The 24990-nt window shown below is 63.7% G+C and carries 19 protein-coding genes, 1 tRNA gene and 1 pseudogene; 7 read left to right on the top strand and 14 right to left on the bottom strand.

From position 1 onward, the window contains the following. The first annotated feature begins 503 nt into the window (after positions 1-503). Positions 504-1292, top strand: a complete 789-nt coding sequence (locus tag AC1DNE_RS23860) for an ABC transporter permease (protein WP_476841216.1) — start codon at positions 504-506, stop codon at positions 1290-1292. A 94-nt stretch (positions 1293-1386) separates the two neighbouring features. On the opposite strand, the gene AC1DNE_RS23855 is transcribed toward AC1DNE_RS23860, so the two are convergent. The 9 genes and pseudogenes from AC1DNE_RS23855 to cpdR all read right to left on the bottom strand — a co-directional run bounded on the left by AC1DNE_RS23855 (position 1387) and on the right by cpdR (position 8367). Then, positions 1387-2367 (bottom strand): methyltransferase domain-containing protein, encoded by a 981-nt coding sequence (locus AC1DNE_RS23855; RefSeq protein WP_476841215.1) that lies wholly within the window; start codon positions 2365-2367, stop codon positions 1387-1389. A 409-nt stretch (positions 2368-2776) separates the two neighbouring features. After that, the gene (locus AC1DNE_RS23850; RefSeq protein ID WP_476841214.1) at positions 2777-3064 is read right to left on the bottom strand and encodes a transposase; all 288 of its coding nucleotides are present in this window, start codon (positions 3062-3064) and stop codon (positions 2777-2779) included. Positions 3065-3095: 31 nt separating this feature from the next. Beyond that, positions 3096-3776: pseudogene (locus AC1DNE_RS23845) on the bottom strand (IS256 family transposase). A 446-nt stretch (positions 3777-4222) separates the two neighbouring features. After that, positions 4223-4960 carry a hypothetical protein gene (locus AC1DNE_RS23840; protein WP_476841213.1) on the bottom strand — a complete coding sequence of 246 codons (738 nt, stop codon included), beginning with the start codon at positions 4958-4960 and terminating at the stop codon, positions 4223-4225. Between the two features lie 10 nt (positions 4961-4970). After that, a complete protein-coding gene (locus AC1DNE_RS23835; RefSeq protein ID WP_476841212.1) occupies positions 4971-6155 on the bottom strand; it encodes a tyrosine-type recombinase/integrase in 1185 nt (394 codons plus the stop codon). Between the two features lie 77 nt (positions 6156-6232). Next, positions 6233-6472, bottom strand: a complete 240-nt coding sequence (locus AC1DNE_RS23830; RefSeq protein WP_476841211.1) for a helix-turn-helix domain-containing protein — start codon at positions 6470-6472, stop codon at positions 6233-6235. Between the two features lie 145 nt (positions 6473-6617). Continuing rightward, positions 6618-7463: a hypothetical protein gene (locus tag AC1DNE_RS23825; protein WP_476841210.1), complete on the bottom strand. Its 846-nt coding sequence runs from the start codon at positions 7461-7463 to the stop codon at positions 6618-6620. Positions 7464-7811: 348 nt separating this feature from the next. Beyond that, positions 7812-7886: transfer RNA gene (locus AC1DNE_RS23820), tRNA-Val, on the bottom strand. A 121-nt stretch (positions 7887-8007) separates the two neighbouring features. Continuing rightward, the gene (gene cpdR / locus AC1DNE_RS23815) at positions 8008-8367 is read right to left on the bottom strand and encodes a cell cycle two-component system response regulator CpdR (RefSeq protein ID WP_038363805.1); all 360 of its coding nucleotides are present in this window, start codon (positions 8365-8367) and stop codon (positions 8008-8010) included. 221 nt (positions 8368-8588) lie between these two features. Here cpdR and AC1DNE_RS23810 point away from each other — a divergent pair, with 221 nt between their 5' ends. Both AC1DNE_RS23810 and hisN read left to right on the top strand, forming a co-directional pair. Next, complete coding sequence (locus tag AC1DNE_RS23810; protein ID WP_441472609.1) at positions 8589-9509, top strand: N-formylglutamate amidohydrolase; 921 nt, start codon at positions 8589-8591, stop codon at positions 9507-9509. 322 nt (positions 9510-9831) lie between these two features. Beyond that, positions 9832-10614: a histidinol-phosphatase gene (gene hisN / locus AC1DNE_RS23805; protein WP_441472610.1), complete on the top strand. Its 783-nt coding sequence runs from the start codon at positions 9832-9834 to the stop codon at positions 10612-10614. Here the strand turns inward: hisN and AC1DNE_RS23800 are convergent. Beyond that, the gene (locus tag AC1DNE_RS23800; protein ID WP_441472611.1) at positions 10519-11574 is read right to left on the bottom strand and encodes an alpha/beta hydrolase; all 1056 of its coding nucleotides are present in this window, start codon (positions 11572-11574) and stop codon (positions 10519-10521) included. The genes hisN and AC1DNE_RS23800 overlap by 96 nt on opposite strands. Positions 11575-11783: 209 nt before the next feature. On the opposite strand from AC1DNE_RS23800, the gene AC1DNE_RS23795 reads away from it, so the two are divergent. Continuing rightward, entirely contained in the window at positions 11784-12257 is a 474-nt protein-coding gene (locus AC1DNE_RS23795) for an Hsp20 family protein (protein WP_441472612.1), read from the top strand. 217 nt (positions 12258-12474) lie between these two features. Here AC1DNE_RS23795 and AC1DNE_RS23790 read toward each other — a convergent pair whose 3' ends face one another. After that, a complete protein-coding gene (locus tag AC1DNE_RS23790) occupies positions 12475-13434 on the bottom strand; it encodes a hypothetical protein (RefSeq protein WP_476766922.1) in 960 nt (319 codons plus the stop codon). Positions 13435-13526: 92 nt separating this feature from the next. After that, entirely contained in the window at positions 13527-14582 is a 1056-nt protein-coding gene (locus AC1DNE_RS23785) for a threonine aldolase family protein (RefSeq protein WP_441472614.1), read from the bottom strand. Positions 14583-15196: 614 nt separating this feature from the next. Here AC1DNE_RS23785 and gltB point away from each other — a divergent pair. From gltB to AC1DNE_RS23770, 3 genes are all read left to right on the top strand, one after another. Further along, a complete protein-coding gene (gene gltB, locus AC1DNE_RS23780; RefSeq protein ID WP_441472615.1) occupies positions 15197-19885 on the top strand; it encodes a glutamate synthase large subunit in 4689 nt (1562 codons plus the stop codon). Positions 19886-19983: 98 nt separating this feature from the next. Beyond that, entirely contained in the window at positions 19984-21408 is a 1425-nt protein-coding gene (locus AC1DNE_RS23775; RefSeq protein ID WP_441472616.1) for a glutamate synthase subunit beta, read from the top strand. 292 nt (positions 21409-21700) lie between these two features. Continuing rightward, positions 21701-22720, top strand: coding sequence for a helix-turn-helix domain-containing protein (locus AC1DNE_RS23770; RefSeq protein ID WP_441472617.1), 1020 nt, complete (start codon positions 21701-21703; stop codon positions 22718-22720). A 91-nt stretch (positions 22721-22811) separates the two neighbouring features. Here the strand turns inward: AC1DNE_RS23770 and AC1DNE_RS23765 are convergent, their stop codons facing one another. Next, complete coding sequence (locus AC1DNE_RS23765; protein WP_441472618.1) at positions 22812-23021, bottom strand: hypothetical protein; 210 nt, start codon at positions 23019-23021, stop codon at positions 22812-22814. A 90-nt stretch (positions 23022-23111) separates the two neighbouring features. After that, entirely contained in the window at positions 23112-24551 is a 1440-nt protein-coding gene (locus AC1DNE_RS23760) for a DUF1254 domain-containing protein (protein WP_441472619.1), read from the bottom strand. Positions 24552-24990: the final 439 nt, after the last annotated feature.

The following is a 24990-nucleotide window of genomic DNA, read 5'->3' as shown; positions in this document are numbered from 1 at the left end:
TACTCTAACTCGACCCGCCAATGGTCAGGTTTTCACCGATCCGCCCCTCGACGCAGGGAGCGGCGGCTGCCCTGCCTCTGCGATCTCGTCTTCGCCCGCTGGGCGATAGAAGTCATAAGACAAGTTTTCCGTGTCGGTTCCCTTAAGCTGGAGGGGAAGGCGGTCTAAGGTCAGGAGGCGTCCGCTGAGGCGGCGGATGGCGCGTTGGTGGGCTCTGAGACCTGCGTTGGCACCCGCCTTAATGGGGGTGCCGACGTTTGTGCCGATCGAAGCAAGGCGCATCGGCGGAAACAAAGACAGCGTGGCGGCCGAAGTTTAATGCGCTTTGTACCGGTGGTGCTATGCTGGCTTCATGAGGAGTCTCCAGCTTTGAAGCTCGATAGCTTCGCGGGGCAGAGCGGTATGTTTCGCGCTTTTGTATGTCGCACCTTAACTACCGCCTGACTCTCGGCTGCTGCGTGTGCTATCGACCGCGGGAGAGCCGTTCCCGGGCAGGATTCGCGTTGGATCAAGAAGGCAGTTTTTTCGATCGTCTGGAAGTCAAGCGGCGTGTTTATGACGCGCTTATACTTCGTTATGTCGTAACGCGACACGGTAGGGGGAATGTTGGCTTCCTCTGGATTGTATTAGAGCCCATGATTCTCTGTGTTGGCGTTCTGATTATCTGGTCTCTGACTAAAGGAACAATGGAGCACGGACTTCAGCTGTCCGCGGTGGTATTTACCGGATATATGCCGTTAACGCTCTGGCGTCACATGAGCAATTCAATGGCATACATTCTTCGCGTGAACAAAAGTGCCAGTCACTTTCGCCAGATATCTCAACTTGACATCATTTTGGCGAGATTATTTCTAGAGTTTTTTTCTGTAACTGCAGCAACAATGGTTATATATTTTGTTTTGAGCCAACTTAACTTGATATTGGAGTTCTATAGTCTTTCTGACTTGCTGATTGGCTGGCTTATAATGGCGGCGCTAGGCTTCGGTGGTGGGATGATCGTCGCGGGGATGACTGAAGCCAGCGAGATTTCTGAAAAGTTCATTCCTCCATTTCAGTATCTGATGCTGCCGTTGTCAGGCTGCTTTTTCTTTTTGGATTGGCTTCCTCCCGGAGCCCGAGAGTACATATCGTACGTCCCGTTTGTACATTCGTTCGAGATTTTTCGCGCGGGCCTATTCGGGCCCTCCATCGTAACTCACGGCAATGCGCTTTACGGCTTTGCCTGTGCCCTAATCATGACGGGCGTGGGGTTTTTCCTCTTCGATAGGGTCAAGGACCACATTGAGCCGTAGAGCCTTCCCTTGAAGCTCGACTGACAGCTAGGAATTCAGCTTTCGCGTTGTGAGGCGACAGCGACATTGAATGAGCGCAGAAAGCGCTCGCTTCTCAGAACTTTTGCATCAAGAATGTATGGGATAGCCACCGCTCATAGTGCCCCGCATGCTGGTCTGCCAAGATCTCCAGTGGTTGCACTCCGTGTCGACGTCCCGCCGCTAAGACTAGATGCTGAGGAGCAAAATGCATTTCCATGTTCTTCGCCTTGCCCTCATTCTGCCAAAATGAGGCGAGATTGAATGAATACTCAGCTGCATACGTCGGGATTTGAAAATAAGCTATTCCCCCCGGTTTGAGGCCTCTGAACGCACGCTCAAGGATATCAATAATCAATGGCGGAGGGTTATGTTGAAGCACAATCAGAGAGAAAAAGAGATCGCAGCCATCGAATTTCTCTAGCGAATGGGCGCCAGTGACGTGAATCATCTCGACGTTATCGACCCCGGCCGACGATAGGTGATCGGCTGCGACCTGAAGGTGAGGTGCCGATATATCCATAGCAAGCAATCTTCCAGTCTCTGGGGCTAAGTGCTTAGTAATCCGACCGACTCCGCAACCGTATTCCACGGCCACTGCACTTTTAGGAAATTCAATCTGGTTCCTTGCGAGGAACGCTTTGAACAAGTCGACTGCTTCCTTCCCGGATTTGTCAAATATGTCTCGGGACTCAGCGTCTTGTATGCGATCGCGCTTGAATCGATCGTCGGTAATAACGGACCAATGGGGTTCGCTATTTCCCAGTTGGCTCCAGACGGTCCCGACGTGCTGCCACAGTCTTGCGATCTCGTCGGTTGAGACGTCCGCGTCGATCTTCATGGGTGGCCCCCAATTAAGCAACGGATTGGGCCGATTAATCGACCTTGCGGCAAATTCGGAGCTATCAATAAAGTCGCGGAGGACCGCCGCTATTCCGAGGCGCGTGAACCGCTCTGTGTGAAGTTGGAACCCGACCGGATCGGGCTCTCTTCCTAGGAACTCGTTGTAAAGCGAGCGAACCATCGACTCTGCGGACTGCTCAAAATTGACAGACATTCACCTGATTCCCAGTTGCGCCGGCAACATACGGTTGCTTTTTCACGATGGCAACGCGCCTATTGGTTCCGTTTGCTAGTCACATCTCTAATCCCTTCGAGGCAAGGTCAGTGGCGGTGGCGTCCTCGTCGGTTTTGCAAAGGGGCGGCCTTTCTTACTGCGCCGACATCCTCGGAACGGTTCCAAGCCGCAGTTGTTCGCGACTCGTTGGCTGGGAGTTGCGTTGATGGGGACTGTCAGGATTTCCGTGTGCGGGCGGCGGGTTAAACATCAGGCCGCCATTGCCCTTGTGAAGCGCTCGCCGAAGATAACGGCGAACTGGACCTTGGCCATGCCCCATCTCACGGGGCGCCATCTTGCACTCCTTTTCGGAGCGGTTAATGATAAGGAAGAGGAGCTTCATCGCGGCCTAGTCGGTCGGAAAACGACCTATAGTCCGGAGCGCGCGGCGCAGCTTAGCATTCAAGGCTTCTATGGCGTTCGTGGTGTACAAGATCCGACGAACGTCAAAATGAAATGCACAGAACGGCACGACCTCGCTCCAGGCGCGCCGCCAGTTCTGGGCGATGGCCGGGTAGCGGCGGCCCCAGAGGCTTTCCTCGAAGGTGCGTAGTGCCAGCTCAGCATCGACGGCGCGGTAGCTCATCTTCAGGGCAGCCGCGACGGGCTTGCGATCCTCGTAGGAAACGAAATCCAAGTTATGTCGCAGGTAGGTGAACCACGCAAGTCTAGACCATGGCCTCCGGGAAAACGGCCCTGATCGCGTCAGGAAAGCCCTTCAGCCCGTTGACGACAGCGAGCAGGATATCCTCGACGCCGCGGTTGCGCAGCTCGTTCATAACGCGCAGCCAGAACTTCGTGCCTTCGTTCTGCTCCAGCGAGAGGCCACGAATCTCCTTGGCGCCGTCGGTGCGGACGCACAGCGATATGCACGGCCTTGTTGCGGACAATACCCTCGTCGCGGAACTTGACGCGCAGGGCGTCGAAGAGGCGAGCGGATAGACCGGCTCCAGCGGCCGGGCCTGCCAGGCGGCGATCTCCTCCAGAACCGCGCCCATGACGGCGCTGATGAGATCATGGGAGATCCCGGTGCCGTAGAGCTCGCGCATATGCCCGACGATCTCGCGGGCGCTCATGCCGCGAGCGTACATCGAGATGATCTTGTCGTCGAAGCCGAGGAAGCGGCCCTGTTACTTGGCGATGAGCTGCGGATCGGACGTCGGCTGTCGATCGCGCGGGATCTCGGACTCGATCCAGCCGGTCTCGGTCGTCACCGTCTTGCGGCCGTAGCCGTTGCGGCTGTTGCCGGCCTCGTTGCCGGCCAGACGATGATCCATCTCGGCGTTCAGGGCACGATCGGACAGGGTTTTCTTCAATTCATCGAGCAGGCCATTGCCGTCGAAGGCCATCTTGGGATCGGCGCCGGCCAGCAACTGGTCCAGCAGCGCGTCAGGAATGCGGGGAGCTTTGCGTCGTGCCATCGAGAACCTCCTTCGGGTCCATTATGGCCGCCCGCAGACGGAAATCCTGACAGTCCCGCGTTGATGCGCGCGCGTCGAGTGCTGTGATCCGGCCCGGGTGGCCGAGATCAATAAGGGCGTGCTCCGAGTCGGCGCGAAGCCCGCCGATGGCGCTGTTTCACGTCAAACGCGCTGCCTTTTTCATGTTGGCGAGCTTATGGTGCCCCCGGGGCCCGGCAGCTCCCTCGGACACGGATCGCGACCTTGTCGCCTCGCCCGTACCGGGCTTCGACCTGTCGACATTGCTGCTCCCGGTGGCGGTGGCCGGTCTTCGCCAATGCGCAAGCTCGCCACTGGGCCGGCCGGCCTCGCGAATGTGCCGGATCTCCGGCAGCTCACCGACGGGGTCGAGAGACACCAAACCCGAAAGGCTCGTTCGCTTCCGCTTCGAGGCTCTGGGCTTTCATCAGTTTCTTGAACGCTTGGACCGAAAGATGCCGCCGTTTTGTCTGCAACACGGGTTCGCCACGCCGAAGGCGCTGATCGAGGGCGCGTTCGGCCCAGGCGTGCCAGGAGCTTTGAAGCGCGACGTAGGATTTTGTGGTGCCATGGGAGCCTTGGAGACCGGCGAGTGCCTTGCGAATGCTGACGCTGACGCGCCTGCTACCGCTCTTGTGGGCTTCCTCGAAAAGCGGGGCGCAGAAAACGTCGGCGACCGCGCCGCCGGCTTCGTCGAGGTCCAACCGGGCACCGAAGATTGACTTCCCGCCGGCCCACGTTTCGACCCAGGCGAGCGCCTCGTTGAAGAGTGCGAGGTTGCGGGGATTGTCCATGGCGTGGAGTGACCCTGTTTCCTCCACCCATGCTGGCGAAACGCCCACGAGTAGATGCAGGCCGAGGGCCGCACGCTTGCGAATATGGGCACTGTGCTCGTGCAGATGCAGGTGCAGGTTGGAGCGGTAGTCGCGCCCGTCCTCGAATTGCGGCGTGTTAGGTGGTCGCCACACGAGCGCCGTGCCGGCGACCGCATCGGAGCGAATCTCGCTTCGCCCATCGAGGCGCCTGGCATGGCGGCTCATCGCGGTAAGATAGTTGGCATTCTTGATCGGAGCGGCGCGAACGAAGGCAAACATGTCTGTCGCCTCAGCATTCGCGGTCGCGCTTTTCGATCGTGATGAGGCGCTGCAGGTAGGCCTTGACGGTCTCTGGTGGCGTCAGCAGCGGCGTCTTTGCCTGAGCCGCGATCTCCCCGACGAACTTCTCGACCCCCTTCCTTGCATCGATCATGTAGGTCGGCGCGAAAGGCGAATAGATCAGGGTGGTTTTGTTGTTCTGGGGCGGCCTGACATGGCCCAGCCAAACGCTGATCTGCCCGGGATCGATGCCCTCGCGTGTCATGAAGCGGCCAAGGCTGTGGCGGACCGAATAGCTGTTGACGTCATCGGGCAGGCCGGCGCGGGCGACGGCGCGCCTAACCCCAGTCTTGACGCTAGCGATCGGTTTCTCGCGCCAGGTGATCAGGCGTCCCTGGGGGATAAGAGCCAGCCATGGCTGCAGCGCCGGCTGGATGGGCAGGATGGGGCGGTATTTGTCCGTCTGGATACGGCCCTTTGGGTTGAGGTCGATCAGCGAATGCGCGCGATCGATCTGGTCGCCCTCAATTTCGAGGACCGACGATTGGCGTCCCGCAGTGGCGAACAGCAAAGCCCAGTACAACTGGAGATGCGGTTCATTGGTGGCATCGTACAGTTTTGCGAGAGCAGTGGTGCCGCAGGGATCACCCTTGGGCTCGGCCGCGCGAACATGGTTGGCGGTCCGAAACTCCGGAATCTTCGGAGTGTCTTTCTCGGACAGCTGCTTGTTGTCGCCTGCGCGCTTGATGGCGGATCTCAGCGTCGAAAGCCGTCGGCTGATAGTGCTGATCTTGGCGCCTTTTGCGACCCAGTCGTCGCGCAGCGCCTCAAAATCCCGGAGGGTCAGTGCAGCCACGCGCTTGCCGGCGATGGCGGAGGCACAGATCAGATCAATATGGATCGTCTCGGCCTCGACTGAGGCCAAGCCCTTCACATAATCCCGGTGTTCATCGAGCACATCGAACACGGTCCGGACAGGCTTTGTTGCCAGTGCAGCGCTGGGGTCGCCCGTCATCCCCAATTCGCTGATCTGCCTGACGCGGTCGGTCGCGTCGCTGTTCAGCTTGGTTTTCAGGCTGCGGCGCCGTGTCTGCCGAAAGTCCGAATCGTACCAGGCGATGTAGAAGACCCCGTTCTGATGTCGAACGAGCGCGTACGCGCCGAAATTTTCGATGGTGATGTAGGTCGCGGGCATAGTGCCTCCACGGCGGCCACGGATGGTGGCCGAAACGACAGCGATCGGGATGGAAGAGAGGCCTGGCCGAGCCCCGGCTAGCGCGCAGGCAACTCGTCGCACTGCTCGGGTGGCTTCGTCGGAATGTTGCGGCCTCGCTTCATGAAGAGCGCGACCTCATCCGAGACGAAAAGCAGGCGCCCGGGGACCGGCATGGCCGGGAGTGCGCCGCTGCGAGCCAGGCGCGTGATCGTCGCCTTGGAGACACGCAGGCAGCCGGCGACTTCGCTCGCCGTCATCACGGATGGCAGGTCGGCATAAGGGGCGCGATTCGGCATGGTTCATTCCTGTTACGATTGATGTAACAAGAATGTACCAAATGATGAGAGTCAAGCTTTCTGTTACGCGAAATGGGGATACCCACTTTGCCGAAGGTGCGGAGGGGGCGACGGGCGCGCGGTCGCCGGCGCTCCCGATCTCCGTTCAGGCCGGGCGAACCGCGTGCTTTTCCAGATACTCGACCAACGTGTCGAACCTCTCGTCGCGTGCAGGCAGCGTGACATCGATGTCGAGATCGCAGCGCTCGACATGAATGATCGCGCGCAGTTCGGGCTTCATGACCGCAAGAGTGCTGTCGAAGCGCGGAAGCGTCATGTTGGTGACGACGATGACCCTGTCGCAGATCACGACGGAACGCAGGATCGTTGCCTCGAACAGGATGTCGAAATCCGGCGCCTGGGCGAGCGGATCGCGGTCATCTGCGATCAGAATCGCAGTCTGTTTCCTGGGAATTCCCTGGTTGATGACAAGCGCGCTGCGTTGATGACGCTCATGGAGCGGAGCGATCGAAAAGCCCAGTCCCACCACGAGAGCGTCCGCTGCTGAATCCTGATAGGTGGATTGTGGGAACAGATGGGCTCTTAGGAGCTGAGAGAGCGTCACGCGGTGCACAACGTCGAGCGGGCGACTTTGTCGATTCTTGAACATGGCCGCATCGCGAAAGCCCCTGACGCTGCCTTCTCCCCTCAACAGGCGCTTCAGGAGATCAGCCTCTTGCTGCGGATCCCCCTTGCCGACACGGGCGATCGCTTCGACCGCCATGAGCGGCGGGTGCTGGAGCGCCAATTGGTTGAGATCGAGACCTTTCGAAGCCAGGTAGGCCAACGCGACGAACTGCCGATAAACCGTATTGGGGGCCTTGCCGACCTTGTCGCTGATACGCTGCAGGAACGCGGTTCGAGACGATCTGGTGGTCGCCTGGAACTCCTCAAAGAATGGGAGCGAGAGCGCGATCCAGTTCGGTTCAGTCTTGGACTTCGGGGCCGGCATTGATCGTGAACCAGATAGCTCAGTTGACATGATTTTTGTTACACCACATCATAACAAGAATGATCAACTCATTCCGCCAACCGACCGAGCGATTGCCCGCAGCCCTTGAGGGTTATGCACAGCTACGCCCGTCGATGCCGGTGATTGCCGGCGATGCTTTCGATGGCGAGCCCCGAATCACGACGTCTGCGTGGCTCTGGGCTGCAGGCGTTCGCCAGGTGCGGCCGGTGCTGAAAAATCGCCTGCGTGCAAACTGCGTGCAAAACGGCATTTTGGCCGGTGTTTCCGAGGCCAAAACCAAAAGCCCCGAAAACCGCTTTTCTGAAGCGATTTCCGGGGCTTGGAAAATGGTGGGCGCGACAGGGATCGAACCTGTGACCCCTACGATGTCAACGTAGTGCTCTCCCGCTGAGCTACGCGCCCGTCGCCGCCAGAAGCGGCTTCCGGTAGCGTGTCCGGGCCGTGTTGGCCGCGATCACGCTGCGAGGTGAGGGGGCTATAGCGGCTCGCCTCGCAGCTTGCAAGGCGTTTGCCGCATAAATTCTCAAGCCGCCAACAGCTTCTCAACTTCGTTGACGAGCTCGCGCAGATGGAAGGGCTTGGAGAGCACCTTCGCATCCTTCGGCGTCTGCGAATCGGGGTTGAGCGCGACGGCGGCGAAGCCGGTGATGAACATCACCTTGATGTCGGGATCGAGCTCGGTGGCGCGGCGCGCCAGCTCGATTCCGTCCATCTCCGGCATGACGATGTCGGTCAAAAGCAGCTCGAACGGCTCCTCGCGGAGTCGATTATAGGCCGACAGGCCGTTGTCGAAGGAAGCGACGTCGTAGCCCGCATTCTGCAGGGCTTTGACCAGGAAGCGACGCATGTCGTTGTCGTCTTCCGCGAGCAGTATCTTCGTCATGGGCCTGTTGTGTCCGTCCCTGAGGCCTGTGTTTCGATGCGTCTGGCGCCGGTGCCACCGCCGGGCCTGGAACGGCTGGGTACTCACCCGTCCACGCAGTTGGAACCATGCGCTTCTATAAGGCAGTATCATGGTAAACAACGGGTGAATCCCATCGTGGATTTCCACGGTTTCACAACGTCGCTTCAACCGGCCGGGTTTGTGTGCTTCAGTTACAGGGCATGAGCGCGTTCTCCGCCCCGTTTCCGCCAGGTCCCGACGATGTCGTCGCCGAGATCGAGCGGCCCTTCAGCCTGTATCAGCCGGCTCTTCAGGTCGTGCCGGTCGTGGTCGATGTGCCGCATGCGGGAAGGCGCTATCCGCGTGGCTTCGTCGATGCGGCGCGGCTGCCTCTGCGCAGCCTGAGGCGCTCGGAGGATGCTTTCGTCGACCGCCTGTTCGGACAGAGCGTCGCGCTGGGCGCGCCGCTGCTGGTGGCGGAGTTTCCCCGCGCCTATCTCGACGTGAACCGCGAGCCTTATGAGCTCGATCCGCGCATGTTCGAGGGCCGGGTGCCGCCCTTCGCCAATACCCGCTCGATGCGGGTCGCAGGCGGGCTCGGCACCATTCCCCGAATCGTCGGCGACGCGCAGGAGATCTATTTCGGGCGAATCCCGATCTCGGAGGGGCTCGCCCGGATCGACGGCCTCTATCGGCCCTACCATGCCGGCTTGCGCGGGCTCGTCCAGCGTACCCAAGGGGTGTTCGGCACCTGCATCCTGGTCGACGCGCATTCGATGCCGTCCGCAGGGCTCGACCGGGACGGGCTGTCGAAGTCCGATATCATCCTGGGCGATCGCTTCGGCACCAGCGCTGGCGGCTACATCACTGACATTGCCGAGCAGGCCTTCACCCGGCTCGGCTTCAGCGTCACCCGCAACCGGCCTTATGCCGGTGGATTCATCACCGAGCACTACGGTGCGCCAGCCTCCGGGGTCCACGCCCTGCAGATCGAGGTCAACCGGGCGCTCTACATGAACGAGGCCACGCTGGAGCCGCATGCGGGCTTTGTCGCGATCGAGCAGGCGATCGCCAGCGCGATGGCGGATTGCTTCGCGCGCTGGAGCGGTTGGCTCGACGATTGGCGCGAGGCGGCCGAATAGGCGGTAAAGCCGGAGGTGGCCGCGCCGAGACAGCGACGCCGGACAAGAAAAAAGGGCCGCACACTGATGTGGCGGCCCAAGTCTAGGGAGGAAACGCCCAAGGAGGGCAACGAAGGTTTGAGGTCATCTCCCCTTCGCAGTGCACAATATGAGAGTGCGCTGCAAAACGCAAGCGAAATTACGCAACTCGCAGGGGTCATGCGCATTGCGCATGACGGGGGCGGTTTTTGCCGGTGTTTTTGCGATTCTTGTCACCTATGCGAGTTTGTGGCCCGGTGCCTTACGAGATTGATGCTGCGGAGCAGCAAAGGGGAGAGCTTTCATGAGCGCAGTCGATTTCGGCGCTTTCGTCGCGGATCTGGCCACCCAGTCGGGGCGGGCGATCCTGCCGTTCTTCCGGGCGCATCATCAGACCGAGGACAAGTCGCAGGGCGGCGTGTTCGATCCGGTGACCGAGGCCGACCGCGCGGGCGAATCGGTGATGCGCAACATGATCAAGGGGCAGTTTCCGGCCCATGGCGTGCTCGGCGAGGAATTCGGCAGCGAAAACACCGAGGCCGACTATGTCTGGGTCCTCGATCCGATCGACGGCACGCGCGCCTTCATCTCCGGCATCCCGGTCTGGGGCACGCTGATCGGCCTGACGCGCAAGGGCGTGCCGGTCTACGGCATGATGCACCAGCCCTTCTCCGGCGAGCGCTATTCCGGCGACGGGCGCGAGGCGCGCTATGAGGGGCCGGGCGGGCCGCGGAAGCTGCGTACGCGGCCGGTCACCGATCTCGCCGCCGCGACGCTGATGACGACTTCCCCGGGGCTGTTCGAGGGCGAGGAGTCAAAGGCTTTCGGCCGCGTCGAGAAGCAGGTTCGGCTCTCGCGCTATGGCTGCGACTGCTACGCCTATTGCATGCTGGCGGCCGGCCATGTCGATCTCGTCATCGAGAGCGGCCTCAAGCCCTATGACATCGTCGCGTTGATCCCGATCATCGAGGGAGCCGGCGGTATCGTGACTTCATGGGACGGCGGCAGCGCTGCCGGCGGGGGGCGAATCCTCGCTGCCGGCAACAAGGCGCTGCATGAGGCTGCTCTCGCGCGACTCGCCGGCTGAGGCGGACGCGGCCTGACCCTCGCCGGGAATGAAGGCATCGAAGGCGGCCCAGAACTGGGCGCGGATCGCGTCGTTCTCCATCAGGATCTCGTGTCGCGCCGTCGTTAGCACCAGCGCGGAGCCGGTCTTGAGACGTGCGGCGAAGCGTTCGATCGCCGGCGTCGAGACCACCGGGTCCTGTCCGGCGGCGATGATCAGTGTCGGCACCTTCACCTCCAGCGCGGCGGACGGGGCGCCGAGGCGTGCCATCAGGCGAAAGGCCGTCCTGACCCAGGCGATGGTCGGGTCGCCGATGCTGAGATGGCGAGCCTCGGAAGAGAGCGCGCTGTTGCGGGCGTAGCGGACGGCGTCGCTCGTCAGCCGGTTGCCTTCGAAGGGTTTCGTCGCGATGGCCGTGTCGCCGCCGCCCGGGACGAAGGCGCGGCCGAAGCCGAGCCAATAGAGCAGGCTGGCCAGGCGGCTGGCCCTGGCCGGGTGCGCGATCATGGTGAGGCCGAGCATCGGGGCAAGCGCCACCATGCGCGACACCGGCAGGGCGTCATGGCGGGCGGCGTCGAGGCAGAGTGCCGCGCCCATCGAATGAGCGAGGACGAAATAGGGCGGCGGAAACTTCGCCTGCATTTCCGCCATCACAAGGGCGAGATCGGCTTCGTAATGCTTGAGGCGGCCGACATGGCCCTTGCGCTCGCGCCGGACGAAGCGCTGCGAGCCGCCCTGGCCGCGCCAGTCGAAGGTCAGCACATGGAAGCCGCGTCGGCGCAGTTCGGCGGCGGTTTCGCTGTAGCGCTCGATGAATTCGGCGCGGCCTTGCACGAGCACGACGGTGCCGCGCGCCGGCTTCACCGTCGGGCGCCAGCTCGCGAAGCGCAGGGAGGCGCCGTCGCGCGTCGCTGCGTGCCAGACCTTGCCATGGCCCGGCACGGGATAGCCGGGATGGGCAAAAAGAACGGCCTCGGCCATCGGCTCACTCCGGATCGCGACCGCATGCCCCCGCCGGTCGCCGAACTGCTTTCGGGCTTCGTTTATGCCCGTTGGCGGGGGCTCTTGAAAAGCGCGAAAGCCATCCCAGATCATGGATGCGCAGGCCGGAACCGGGTGCGCAAACCGAAACAGGCCCGTGCTCAGGCGAGGCGGGCTGACCAAACTGTCGCTTCTTCGGAGGACATATCATGCGTCAATTCGATCTTTCCCCGCTCTATCGCTCGACCGTCGGCTTCGACCGCCTCTTCTCTCTCCTCGATCAGGCGACGAGCAACGACGCCGCGCCGGGCTATCCCCCCTACAATATCGAGCGAACCGCCGAGAACGGCTACCGCATCACGATTGCGGTTGCGGGTTTCGGCGAGGCTGACCTCTCCATCGAGGCCAAGGAAAATGCCTTGACCGTCAAGGGCGAGAAGCAGATTGCCGGCAGCGCCGAGAAGCGCGAAGTCCTGCATCAGGGCATCGCCGCCCGCGCCTTCGAGCGCCGCTTCCAGCTCGCCGACTATGTGCAGGTGACCGGAGCCAGCCTCGAGAACGGCCTGCTCCATATCGATCTCGTGCGCGAGATTCCCGAGGCCAAGAAGCCGCGCCAGATTCCGATTGCCGCCGCTTCTGCCAAGGTTCTCGAAGCCAAGATCGAGACCGCCAAGGCGGCGTAACGCGAAAGGCCCTACGGGCTGACGAGAAAGGCTCCCGGAAACGGGAGCCTTTTTTGTTGGTGCGCTGAGCAAGGCGACAACGACACGTCGTCATTTCCCGGCGGAGCGAAGCGCAGACCCGGAAACCATCGTAGAACTTCGGCGCCCTCCAATGGATTCCGGACCGGCGCCGCTATGGCGGCTTGTCCGGAATGACGCCCCCTCGGGGGAGCTATCCTCAGTTCATCGGGGCGACCGGAGCGATCGGCGTCTCCGGCTTGGGCGTGGACGGCGATGGATCAATCTGCTGCACGGGCGGGATCAACGGCGTTTGGTTTGCGGGCGCTGCGGTCGACAGCGGCGGCTTGCGTTCCGCCGCGTCCGTCCCGCGCACATCGCCCGGGTTGACGAGCTTGGGCTTGTCGGCGCCGGTCTCCGGGTTGGTCGCGCCCGGTGAAGGCTCTGCCGGCTTCGCCGGCTGCGGCGGAGTGATGGTCGCAGGCGCGCTGGCCTCGGCGGGCGCTCTCTCCGCGGGCTTCGCAGGCTCCGGCGCAGGCGGTGCGGCGGGCGAGGGGGGCGAGGCCGTGGCAGGAGCGCTGGCCTCGACCGGAGCGGCCTCGGCGGGCTTGGCAGGTTCGGGTGCGGCCGGCGCCGCCGGTGATGGGGGAACGGACGTCGCGGGCGCGCTGGCTTCTGCCGGCGGCTTCAGCTCGGCCGGCCGTTCGGGGGGCTGGGGCACGAGGCGCGGGCGCGGTGCCTGCCCCTGATGCGGGTCGATGCGAGCGACATCCGGCGCGGGCACGCCCTGTCCGCGCAGCGGGATGCGGCGGATCAGATCGCCGGCATAAGCATCGAGGATCAGGCGCAGGCGCTGGCCGCCAGCCGTGACGCCATCGACGATATAGGTGTCGTCGCGGCGGATCGAGCGGTCGATCCTGACGAGGCCGTAGTCGCGGGCCGCTATGCGGTTGACCGCATAAGGCGAGACCGGCGCCGGTGTGCGCGGGACCAACGCCGGCGGGCGGGGTGCGTAACGGTAGTCATAGCGATAGCCGTAGCCATAGGCGGGATACGGGGCGTACCCGTCGTCATAATAGTAATACTGGGCTCCGGCGGTTCCCGCCGTGCCGGCCAGGGCGCTGGCCACGACCAGGCCCATCAGCGCGATGCGCCCCGGTGCGGTCGAACGATTTGCCATGCCACCTTCCTTAACGACTGCTTTCGTGGCGGGCAGTCTTGTTAGGGAATGCGGCAGGCATGGGGCTGGAAACGGGGCTGAAATGCGCCTCTTCAGCCTGCGATGGAGGCGATCAGGCGCTCGACATGCTCCGGCTCGGTCGCAAAGGACATGACGAAGCGGCCGACGATCTCGCCGTCCCGAAGCGGCGCTTCCGGCGGCAGCGAGCGGGCCGACCAGTCATAATAGCCGACGTCGGCCGCCTTCAGCCGCTCCTGGACGGCGGGCGGCAGCACGATGAAGACCTCGTTCGCCTGGCAGGGCCAGGCCAGGCGCGCCTCGCTGCCTTGCGCGACCGAATCCGCCAGGCGCCTGGCTCGGGCGTTGGCATGGCGGGCGAGGTCGAGCCAATGATCGTCGGCGAGGAGCCCCTCGAACTGGGCGCCAAGGAAACGGCCCTTCGACAGGGTCTGGCCGGCGCGCTTGCGGCGCCACTTCATCTCCTCGGCATGGCCGGGATCGAAGAAGATCACGGCCTCGGCCGCGAGCGCGCCATTCTTGGTGCCACCGAAGGAGAGCACGTCAACGCCGGCCTTCCAGGTGACCTCCGCGGGCGTGCAGCCGAGCGTGACCAGCGCATTGGCGAAGCGCGCGCCGTCCATATGCAGCTTGAGGCCGCGCGGGGTGACGGCGTCCTTCAGCGCCCGCACTTCGTCAGGCGTATAGACGGTGCCGCATTCGGTGGCCTGGGTGATCGACAGCGCCTGGGCCTGGACCTGATGGAAATCGCCGTCGCGCAGATGCGAGAGCGCCTTCGCCACGGTCTGCGGCTGCAGCTTGGCGCCGGTGCCGGGCAGGTCGACCAGCTTTGCGCCATTGCTGAAGAATTCCGGGGCACCACACTCGTCCTCGACGATATGGGCTTCCTCATGGGTGAGGACGGCGCCCCAGGGCCGCACGATGCTGGCCAGCGCCAGCGCATTCGCCGCCGTGCCCGTGAGGACAAGGAAGACCGAGACCTCGCGCTCGAAGATCGCGGCGAAGCGCTCCTCGACGCGGCGCGTCCACTCGTCCTTGCCATAGGGAGAGGCGTTGCCCTCATTGGCGGCGGCGAGCGCGGCCATGACGCGAGGGCTGGCGGCGGCGGTGTTGTCGCTGAAGAAATGCATGACCGAGGGTTAGGCGGATGGCGGTCTGCTGCCAAGCGGGCGCCGGGAAAGGGGGGCCTGCGCGGCGCGCCGGGCTGAAACCTCGCTGCATGCCCAAAAACAAGAAGCGTGCTGCCGGAGTTAGGCTTTCGTCTCGGAAATGTCTGGCGTGGATTCAATTTTGCAATAAAATTTCGCCGCGGTGCAAAATCGACGCTTGTGCGCAGATTGGAATTCTGGCAAGTTCATCTCAATAGGACAGTGTTGCTGTCCCATTTTTCACCGCGCCGACCGAAAGCCGATGCAGGCTGGAGGTCGCGCCGTCGCATGGAGCGGAGCATGACGAGGGGCCGGGCTAAACACGCCAAAGCCAACCGTACGTGCACCGCCCGTAAAACGACGGGCTGAAGACAGGCGCGAGCGGGCGAGAGAACGCCCGGGGCGCCTGCGGAGGACGCGGGCGCGGTGGAAACAAAGCGCAAGCAAGCCTCTGACAAGACGACGGCCGAGCCGCCTTGGCCCCACCTTGCTGCTGACGCAACGTCGGCACTGAGGGCCGGAGCGGCGAGGATTGTGGACTGACGGGTCTACCTGCCGGCGGCGCGCCAGCGGGTTCTGGGAAGCGGGGTTTGACGATGAGCGTGACCAGCAAGTCGAGCGGCGCAGAGGGCTTCGAGCGTTTTCCGGCCGTGCGCGACCCGGCGATGCCGACGCATCAGGGCCTGTACCATCCCCGCAACGAGAAAGACTCCTGCGGCGTCGGTTTCATCGCCGACATGAAGAACCGCAAGAGCCACGCCATCGTCCAGCAGGGCCTGCAGATCCTGCACAATCTCGATCATCGCGGCGCCGTCGGCGCCGATCCGAAGCTCGGCGACGGCTGCGGCATCCTCGTCCAGATCCCGCATCGCTTCTTCAAGGAAGAGACGGGCAAGCTCGGCATCGAGCTGCCCGAGCCCGGCTTCTATGCCATCGGCCAGTTCTTCATGCCGCGCGACCCGGCGATCCGCGCGCTCTGCGAGGAGATCATCTCCCAGACCGTCGAGGAGGAAGGGCTGAACTTCCTCGGCTGGCGCGACGTGCCGGTCGACAATGCCGATCTCGGCAAGGCGGTGCTGGAAACCGAGCCGGTGCATCGCCAGCTCTTCGTCGGCCGCCCCGACGACATCACTAGCGAGGACGAGTTCGAGCGGCAGGTCTACGTTCTCAGAAAGTCGGTCTCGAACAAGGTCTACAAGCACCAGGAGCGCAAGACGGCGGAATACTACCCCGTCTCGATGTCCTGCCGCACCATCGTCTACAAGGGCATGGTGCTGGTGAACCAGCTCGGCTCCTACTTCAAGGATTTGCAGGACGAGCGCTTCGACAGCGCGATCGCCCTCGTCCACCAGCGCTTCGCGACCAACACCTTCCCGTCCTGGCGCCTCGCGCACCCCTACCGGATGGTCGCCCATAACGGCGAGATCAACACGCTGCGCGGCAACGTCAACTGGATGGCGGCCCGGCAGGCGAGCGTCGATTCCGACCTGTTCGGCTCGGACATCTCGAAGCTCTGGCCGATCTCCTATGAAGGCCAGTCCGACACTGCCTGCTTCGACAACGCGCTCGAATTCCTGGTTCAGGGCGGCTACTCGCTCGCCCACGCCATGATGATGCTGGTGCCCGAGGCGTGGAACGGCAACCCGCTGATGAACGAGGAGCGGCGCGCCTTCTACGAGTACCATGCCGCGCTGATGGAGCCCTGGGACGGGCCCGCGGCGATCGCCTTCACCGACGGGCGCCAGATCGGCGCGACGCTGGACCGCAACGGCCTCAGGCCCGCGCGCTATCTCGTCACCGATGACGGGCTCGTCGTGCTCGCTTCCGAGTTCGGCGTGCTGCCGATCCCGGAGGAGAAGATCGTCGAGAAGTGGCGCCTGCAGCCGGGCAAGATGCTGCTGATCGACCTGGAGCAGGGCCGCATCATCGGCGACGACGAGATCAAGACCTCCTTGTGCCTCGCCAACCCCTACAAGGACTGGCTGAAGCGCACCCAGATCGTGCTGGAGGACCTGCCCCCGGTCGAGGCACGTGCGTCGCGCACGGACGTGCCGCTGCTCGATCGCCAGCAGTCGTTCGGCTACACCACGGAAGATGTCCGGCTGCTGATGGCGCCGATGGCGGTGACCGGACAGGAAGCCGTCGGCTCGATGGGCACGGACACGCCGATCTCGGCGCTCTCGCTCAAGTCGAAGCTGCTCTACACCTATTTCAAGCAGAACTTCGCGCAGGTCACGAACCCGCCGATCGATCCGATCCGCGAGGAGCTGGTGATGAGCCTGCTGTCCTTCATCGGGCCGCGTCCGAACATCCTCGATCTCGAGGGCACCTCGCGGCGCAAGCGGCTGGAGGTGCGCACCCCGATCCTGACCAATGACGATCTAGAGAAGATCCGCTGCATCGGTCATTACGAGGACCGCTTCGACACCAAGACCATCGACTTCACCTACCCGGCGCGCGAGGGCGCGGCCGGTATGGAAGGCGCGCTGGCGCGGCTCTGCGAGCGCGCGGAGGCTGCGGTCCATGGCGGCTACAACATCATCATCCTGTCCGACCGGCAGGTCGGACCGGACCGCATCCCGATCCCGGCGCTGCTGGCCACGGCGGCGGTGCACCATCACCTGATCCGCAAGGGCCTGCGGACCTCGGTCGGCCTCGTCGTCGAATCCGGCGAGCCGCGCGAGATCCATCACTTCTGCTGCCTCGCCGGCTACGGCGCCGAGGCGATCAACCCCTATCTCGCCTTCGACACCCTGCTCGACCAGCATGCGCAGGGCGCCTTCCCCGAGGAGGTCGACGCCGACGAGGTGGTGAAGCGCTATATCAAGTCGGTCGGCAAGGGCGTGCTGAAGGTGATGTCCAAGATGGGCATCTCGACCTACCAATCCTATTGCGGCGCGCAGATCTTCGATGCCGTCGGCCTGAAGAGCGCCTTCGTCGACAAGTTCTTCTTCGGCACCGGCACGGCGATCGAGGGCGTCGGCCTGGAGGAGATCGCCGAGGAGAGCCTGCGCCGCCACCGCGACGCCTTCGGCGACTCCCCGCTCTATCGGAACAGCCTCGATATCGGCGGCGAGTACATGTACCGCGTCCGCGGCGAGGACCATGTCTGGAAGCCGGATGTCGTCGCCTCGCTGCAGCATGCGGTGCGCCTCAATGCGCGCGAGCGCTACGAGGATTTCGCCAGGCAGGTGAATGACGACGCGCAGCGGCTCAGCACCATCCGCGGCCTGTTCAAGGTCAAGATGGCCAGTGACGACGGGCGGGCGCCCGTGCCGCTGGAGAGCGTCGAGTCGGCTGCCGATATCGTCAAGCGCTTCGCCACCGGGGCGATGTCGTTCGGCTCGATCTCGCGCGAGGCCCACGAGACGCTCGCCATCGCGATGAACCAGATCGGCGGCAAGTCGAACACCGGCGAGGGCGGCGAGGAGTCGATCCGCTTCAAGCCGATGCCGGACGGTCGCTCCAAGCGCTCTGCGATCAAGCAGATCGCGTCCGGCCGCTTCGGCGTCACCACCGAATATCTCGTCAATTCCGACGTCATGCAGATCAAGGTCGCGCAGGGCGCCAAGCCCGGCGAGGGCGGTCAGCTCCCCGGCCACAAGGTCGATGCCAAGATCGCGCGGACCCGGCATTCGACGCCGGGTGTCGGCCTGATCTCGCCGCCGCCGCACCATGACATCTATTCGATCGAGGATCTGGCGCAGCTGATCTTCGACCTGAAGAACGTCAACCCGGCGGCCGATGTCTCGGTGAAGCTCGTCTCCGAGATCGGCGTCGGCACGGTCGCGGCTGGCGTCGCCAAGTCGCGCGCCGACCACATCACCATCTCCGGCTTCGAGGGCGGCACGGGCGCAAGCCCCCTGACCTCGCTGAAGCATGCCGGCTCGCCCTGGGAGATCGGCCTTGCCGAGACGCAGCAGACGCTGGTGCTGAACCAGTTGCGCGGCCGCGTGGCCCTGCAGGTCGATGGTGGCCTGCGCACCGGCCGCGACGTCATCATCGGCGCGCTGCTCGGGGCCGACGAGTTCGGCTTCTCGACCGCGCCGCTGATCGCCGCCGGCTGCATCATGATGCGCAAGTGCCACCTCAACACCTGCCCGGTCGGCGTCGCGACGCAGGACCCGGTGCTGCGCAAGCGCTTCAAGGGCCTGCCCGAGCATGTGGTGAACTACTTCTTCTTCGTGGCTGAGGATGTCCGCCAGATCATGGCGGAGATGGGCTTCACCAAGATCGAGGAGATCGTCGGCCGCGCGGACCTGCTCGACAAGCGGGAGGCGATCGAGCACTGGAAGGCGAAGGGCCTCGACTTCACCAAGCTGTTCCACAAGGTCGATCTGCCGGAGGTGGCGATCCGCCATGTCGAGCTGCAGAAGCACCCGATCGACACAGTGCTGGACCGCAGGCTCATCAAGGCGGCGGAAGGCGCGATCGAGACCGGCGCCCCGGTCGTGATCGAGGAGCGCATCTGCAACGTCGATCGCTCCACCGGTGCGATGCTCTCGGGCTCCGTCGCGAAGAGGTACGGCCATGCCGGCCTGCCGGACGACACCATCACCGTGAAGCTCAAGGGCACCTCGGGCCAGAGCTTCGCGGCCTTCCTCGCGGCGGGCGTCACCGTCGAGCTCACCGGCCAGGCCAACGACTATGTCGGCAAGGGCCTGTCGGGCGGGAAGATCATCGTGAAGCCGGATCCCGCCGCAAAGGCGGTGCCGGAGCGCTCGATCATCGTCGGCAACACCGTGCTGTACGGCGCGATCGCGGGCGAGGCCTATTTCCGCGGCGTGGCGGGCGAGCGCTTCGCGGTGCGCAACTCCGGCGCCATCGCGGTGGTGGAAGGCACGGGCGACCATGGCTGCGAGTACATGACCGGCGGCGTCGTCGCGGTCATCGGCCAGACCGGGCGCAACTTCGCCGCGGGCATGTCGGGCGGCATCGCCTATGTGCTGGACGAGGACGGCACCTTCAAGTCGCGCTGCAACCTCTCGATGGTCGATCTCGAGCCGGTCGAGGAGGAAGAGGAGCTGATGGAGCGGCTGCACCATCACGGCGGCGATCTCGAGCACAAGGGTCGCATCGACATGACCAACATGTCCGGCCATGACGAAGAGCGCCTGATGCAGATGCTGACGAACCACGCCAACTACACCGGCTCGGAGCGCGCTCGCACGATCCTCGACAACTGGGCGGATTACCGCACCAGGTTCGTCAAGGTGATGCCGGTCGAATACCGCCGCGCGCTGCGCGAGATGGAACAGGCCCGCACCTTGCAGGCCGCGGAATAAGCGAAACGCGCCACCCGCCGGGGCCCGAACGGCCCCGGTCACGCGATCAGACAGGCACGCGCGCGGGGACGACCCGGGCACACGGCGAGAGAAACGGCATGGGCAAGGTCACAGGCTTTCTCGAATTCGACCGGCAGGAGCAGAAATATCAGCTCGCCGGCGACCGCATCCGGCATTTCCGCGAGTTCACGCTCCCGCTGGAGGAGCGCGACATCAAGAAGCAGGCGGCGCGCTGCATGGATTGCGGCATCCCCTTCTGCCATGGGCCGACGGGCTGCCCGGTGCACAACCAGATTCCGGACTGGAACGAGCTCGTCTATTCCGGCGCCTGGGAGGATGCGCTGCGCAACCTCCACTCCACCAATAACTTCCCGGAGTTCACCGGCCGCATCTGCCCTGCGCCTTGCGAGGAAGCCTGCACGCTCAACCTCGAGAACATGCCGGTGACGATCAAGACGATCGAGCAGGCGATCGCCGACAAGGGCTGGCAGGAAGGCTGGATCGCGCCGGAAATTCCGGCCAAGCGCACCGGCAAGCGCATCGCCATCGTCGGCTCCGGTCCGGCCGGAATGGCCGCGGCGCAGCAGCTCGCCCGCGTCGGCCATGACGTCCATGTCTATGAGCGCGAGGCCAAGGCCGGCGGCCTGCTGCGCTACGGCATCCCCGACTTCAAGATGGAGAAGGGGCATATCGATCGCCGCGTGAAGCAGATGGAAGCGGAGGGCGTCACCTTCCACTACAACGCCAATGTCGGCGTGACCCTGCCCTTCGCCACGCTCGTCGCCGAGCATGATGCGGTGCTGATGACGGGCGGTGCGGAAGCGCCGCGCGATCCCGGCCTGCCGGACACCAATCTGGCGGGCGTGCATTACGCGATGCCGTACCTCACCCAGCAGAACAAGCGGGTCGGCGGCGAGGACGTATCGAACGAGGCGCCGATCCTGGCCGCGGGCAAGCATGTCGTGGTGGTCGGCGGCGGCGATACGGCCTCGGACTGCGTCGGCACCGCCTTCCGGCAAGGCGCGCTCTCGGTGACGCAGCTCGACATCCGGCCGATGGCGCCGGAGATCGAGGACAAGCTCACCGTCTGGCCGTACTGGCCGACGAAGTTCCGCACCTCCTCGTCGCAGGCCGAGGGCGCCGAGCGCGAGTTCCAGGCGGCGACGCTCGGACTGGAAGGCCGCAAAGGCCGGCTGACCGGCGTGAGATGCGCGCGCGTCGACGAGAAGCGCAAGCCGATCCCCGGCACCGAATTCGTGCTGCAGGCCGATCTCTGCTTCCTTGCCATCGGCTTTGCCGGTTCGCTGATCGAGGGCATGATCGCGCAGTCGGGCGCGGCGGTGGACAAGCGCGCCAACGTCGTCGCCAATGACCGCGACTACAAGACCAGCACCGACAAGGTCTTTGTCGCCGGAGACATGCGCCGCGGCCAGTCGCTCGTGGTCTGGGCGATCCGCGAGGGGCGACAGGCGGCGCACGCCATCGACAAGGAGCTGATGGGCGCGACGATCCTGCCGGTGTGAGGTCGCCGCCGTCCCGGCGCGATCTCGGTTCAATCTCTTCCCAGCAGCCCGGATCGGCCGATGTGCCGGTCCGGGCGCGCTGCGTTTTACAAGTGATCATAAGGCGGCGCAGTGATACCCGATCAGCCGCAGATGCGGCCGCTCGGAGCACCGAATTGTTGCGAATTCATCGATGAGAGCGATATCTGCCTAGGAAATCGGCAGGATTTGTCGTTGCCCGGAATAAATACTTGACCTGAGCGCCGCGGTGGAGTGCAAGCGCGCTTGTGTCCTTCCCCTGTCGCTTGGTCAGATGACGCCGGTTATTTTCACAACGGTCGGCCTCCCCAAAGCGAAGCAGCTGGATGCTTGGCGCGGTTGGTTCGACGCGGTCTTCGATGTCGAGGTCGACGATCCTCAGGCCGGCTTTTCCGCGACCAGCGAGATCTGGAATTTCGGTGGTTTCGGCCTGAGCCGCGTGCAGGCGCCGAAATTGCGCGCGTCCCGCACGGCCGACCTCGTCCGGCGCAACCCCATCGACCACTGGAACATCACGATCGGCCACAAGCGGACGTTCGGAGAGGCGGGGCGGCAGCGCTCGATCGACGTGCCCGCCGATACGCCCTTCGTGGCATCGCTGGGGCGCGAGCTCGTCAGTTTCCGCGAGGCCGACGACCGGCTGCAGCTCTATCTGCCGCGCGACACCTTTCCTGAAGTGACCGCCATCCTGGAAGGGGCGGAGGGCCGGCCGCTCAGCGACGCGATGGGCAAGCTTCTGGCCGAGTTCATTGTCCTGCTGGCGCGTAACGTTTCAAGCTTCTCCGAGGCGGATTTGCCCGGCCTGCAGACCGCCGTGCGCGGCATGCTGCTCGCCTGCATCGCGCCATCGTCGGATCACAATTCCCTCGGTGCCGCGCCGGTCGCGGTGACCCGCAAGGAGATCGTCCGGCGCATCGTCGACCGCAACCTGCAGAGCAACGCTCTCGGGCCGGATCTCCTTTGCCGGGAGGCGGGCATGTCCCGCTCCCAGCTCTATCGCCTGCTCGAAAGCGAGGGGGGCGTGAGGAACTACATCCAGCGGCGACGCCTGAAGCAGTCCTTCGCGGAGCTGTCGAACGGCGCCAATTTCGGCTCGATTGCAGCCATCGCCGAGGGGCTGGGTTTTCCCGATCCGTCGAGCTTCAGCCGCTCCTTCAAGAAGGAGTTCGGCCTGACGCCGAAGGACGTGATGCATGCGACGCTGTCGGGGATTCCCGCGAACGCCGCCTATGGGACCCCGCCCGATGCCGAACTGAACCTGCGCGACCTTCTGGCGCAGATCGCGCGAGGTTAGAGTCGATCCCATCAGGTTGAACCGACCGGATGGGCCAATCCATCTCCCGCTTTTGGAAGGAGCCCGTTCCGGACGGGCGAAGGGCAGGGCTTCAGCCGCGTCCTCGCTGCCGGTCGAGGGCCCCCTGCAGTTGCTCGACGCGGATGGCCAGCGCTTCCTTGGTCAGATTGATCCCTTCCGGCGCCCCGTCGATCGACAAAAGGATACCTCGCTCGGCCATGTCGAGCTGCTCCTGTGCGAGTTCCAGGTGCTTCATCAAGGTTTGCGTAACGCGGTCCTTGGCCGCCTGGTCCGTATCCATAGCGCCCTCGCATTTTTGCTCGCGATCGAGCGACGATCGCATAGCCGAGACGACGAGCCAAGCCGAAGCCGGGAGCCTCACATTTCGGCCTCACGCCATGGCCTTGCTCACCGGCGGGATTTTCCACGTCCCATTGATGATCGAGGGGCTCTTTTCGTTGGGCCAGTACATTCTCAGCATCAGAATGAAATCGCCTTTCGGAGCCGGCAGCCAATTGGATTCCCTGTCTTTCCCGGGGGATTCATTCTGGATGTAGAGATCGGTCGAGCCGTCCGGATTGGACTTCAGATTTTGCCGGGCGCTGATCGAATAGCGATTGATCGGATTGTCGACGAAGAAATAGTCGGCGTCATACATCGTCAGGGACCAGAACCCGTTGACGGGCGGCAACTGACCCTTCGGGAAGCGCATGACATATTTGTTCGCGCCACTGTACTTCCGCCCCTCGGAATCTTTCAGCGAGGTCGGGTAAATTGCGTCTTGAGGCCGGTTGGCGCCGAGCCCGATCGCCGTGACCAGCGCCCGCATCAGGTAGTCCGTGCCATAGATCCCGGTCTTCGTCGTGAAGCCCCAGCCTTTCTCGTCCCGGACCTCCTTGTTGGTCTTGAACTGGATCATGATCCGGTCGAAGGCGACCTCGGGAACGCGCTTGAGGAAATCGGCCTTGAGCTTGCTCGCATCGAAATCCTGCCCGGGAACGATCCCGATCCGCGCGAATTTCGCGATCTGCAGGGCATCCGCAGCGGCCGGCGGATTGTCCTTCATCAGCTTGCTCAGCAGCGTGAAATAAGACACCGCGTCCATGCGGTTTACCTGCTCGCGGACCGCCATTTTCATATCGACCGAGGGATCGACGGTCCCGGGCGGCGGCGTATAGGGCTTGCCATAGGAACTCAGCGGGACGAGCTTGAAGGCGTCTTGGAGCTTATGAACCTCGGCATAGTCCTCCGGAGTGCCCGTGCAATAGATGCGCCCCAGCAACCAGACGATGCTCGTTTGAGATTTGTACTCCTTGACCCCTGACGGAAGGGTCCCTTTCCATCCGGGGCCCGTAATCGCATAGGTCTGCGCGCCGGTTCCCGTCGTGCGCTTGCCCGGGACCTGGAAGACGTTCGTCCAGCCGTCGAGCATCGGCATGAGAAAATAGCGGCCGTTCATGTCCGGGATGCTCAGGACCCATGGCTCCTTGCCGACATCGAAGAACGCCGTGGTGTAGAGTGTGTCTGCGTTGGGCGCCGTGACATCCCTGAAGGAAGCGTTCGGATATTCGCGCAACCTGATGATCGTGCCCATCGGCGCGCGCGTTCCCACCGGCGCCGCGACATTGGTGACGATCTTGCGGGTCATCTCCATGGTGACCAGCGGATAGCCGTAGATATAGGCGTCGGTGGCGAGCCAGAAATCCTCCATGCCTTCGCCGATTCCGAGAAACTTGTCGAACTCGGCCCGGCTCGGCGAGGCAAGCGAGGATCCGGCCAACAGGCTGACACCACCGAGAGCCAGATTTCGACGGGTAATAGGTTCCGGCATCTTTAGCCTCCCTCGATGTAAGTGCGTTTCAGACGTCGATCGAACATTCGATTGAAGTTGAGCGCGGATGGGGACCCCGTGACAGGCTCGCCGTCGATCGCACCCGAATGTCGATCTGCGGGATTTCCGGAGTGATCATCTGCCGAGCACTGGGGCACCCCGATGCGATGCTGCAGAGAGATGCCTGCGACGAACGAGAATTGCCGATCAGGCGGCCCGCGGGGAGTAGGTTACGGTAGGATGCGTGCCCCCTTTTGCCAGGCGGAGAGGCGCGGCGGGGGCTACGTGTCCGGGCAGCAATCGGTCGTAGACGCAGCGGTTCCGTCGGCGCCGCACCGGGCGCTCCGCGAGATGACCGGCGCCGCGAGTGCTACGGTCATGCCGTGGACGCACTGTTCATCCGGGCCGACGCCGCTATGGTGGCGGCCATGGAATCGAA

The sequence above is a fragment of the Allobosea sp. 05L423 genome, assembly GCF_056397745.1.
Note: the sequence above shows the minus strand (reverse complement) of the source record. Positions and strands in the feature narration are given on the sequence as shown.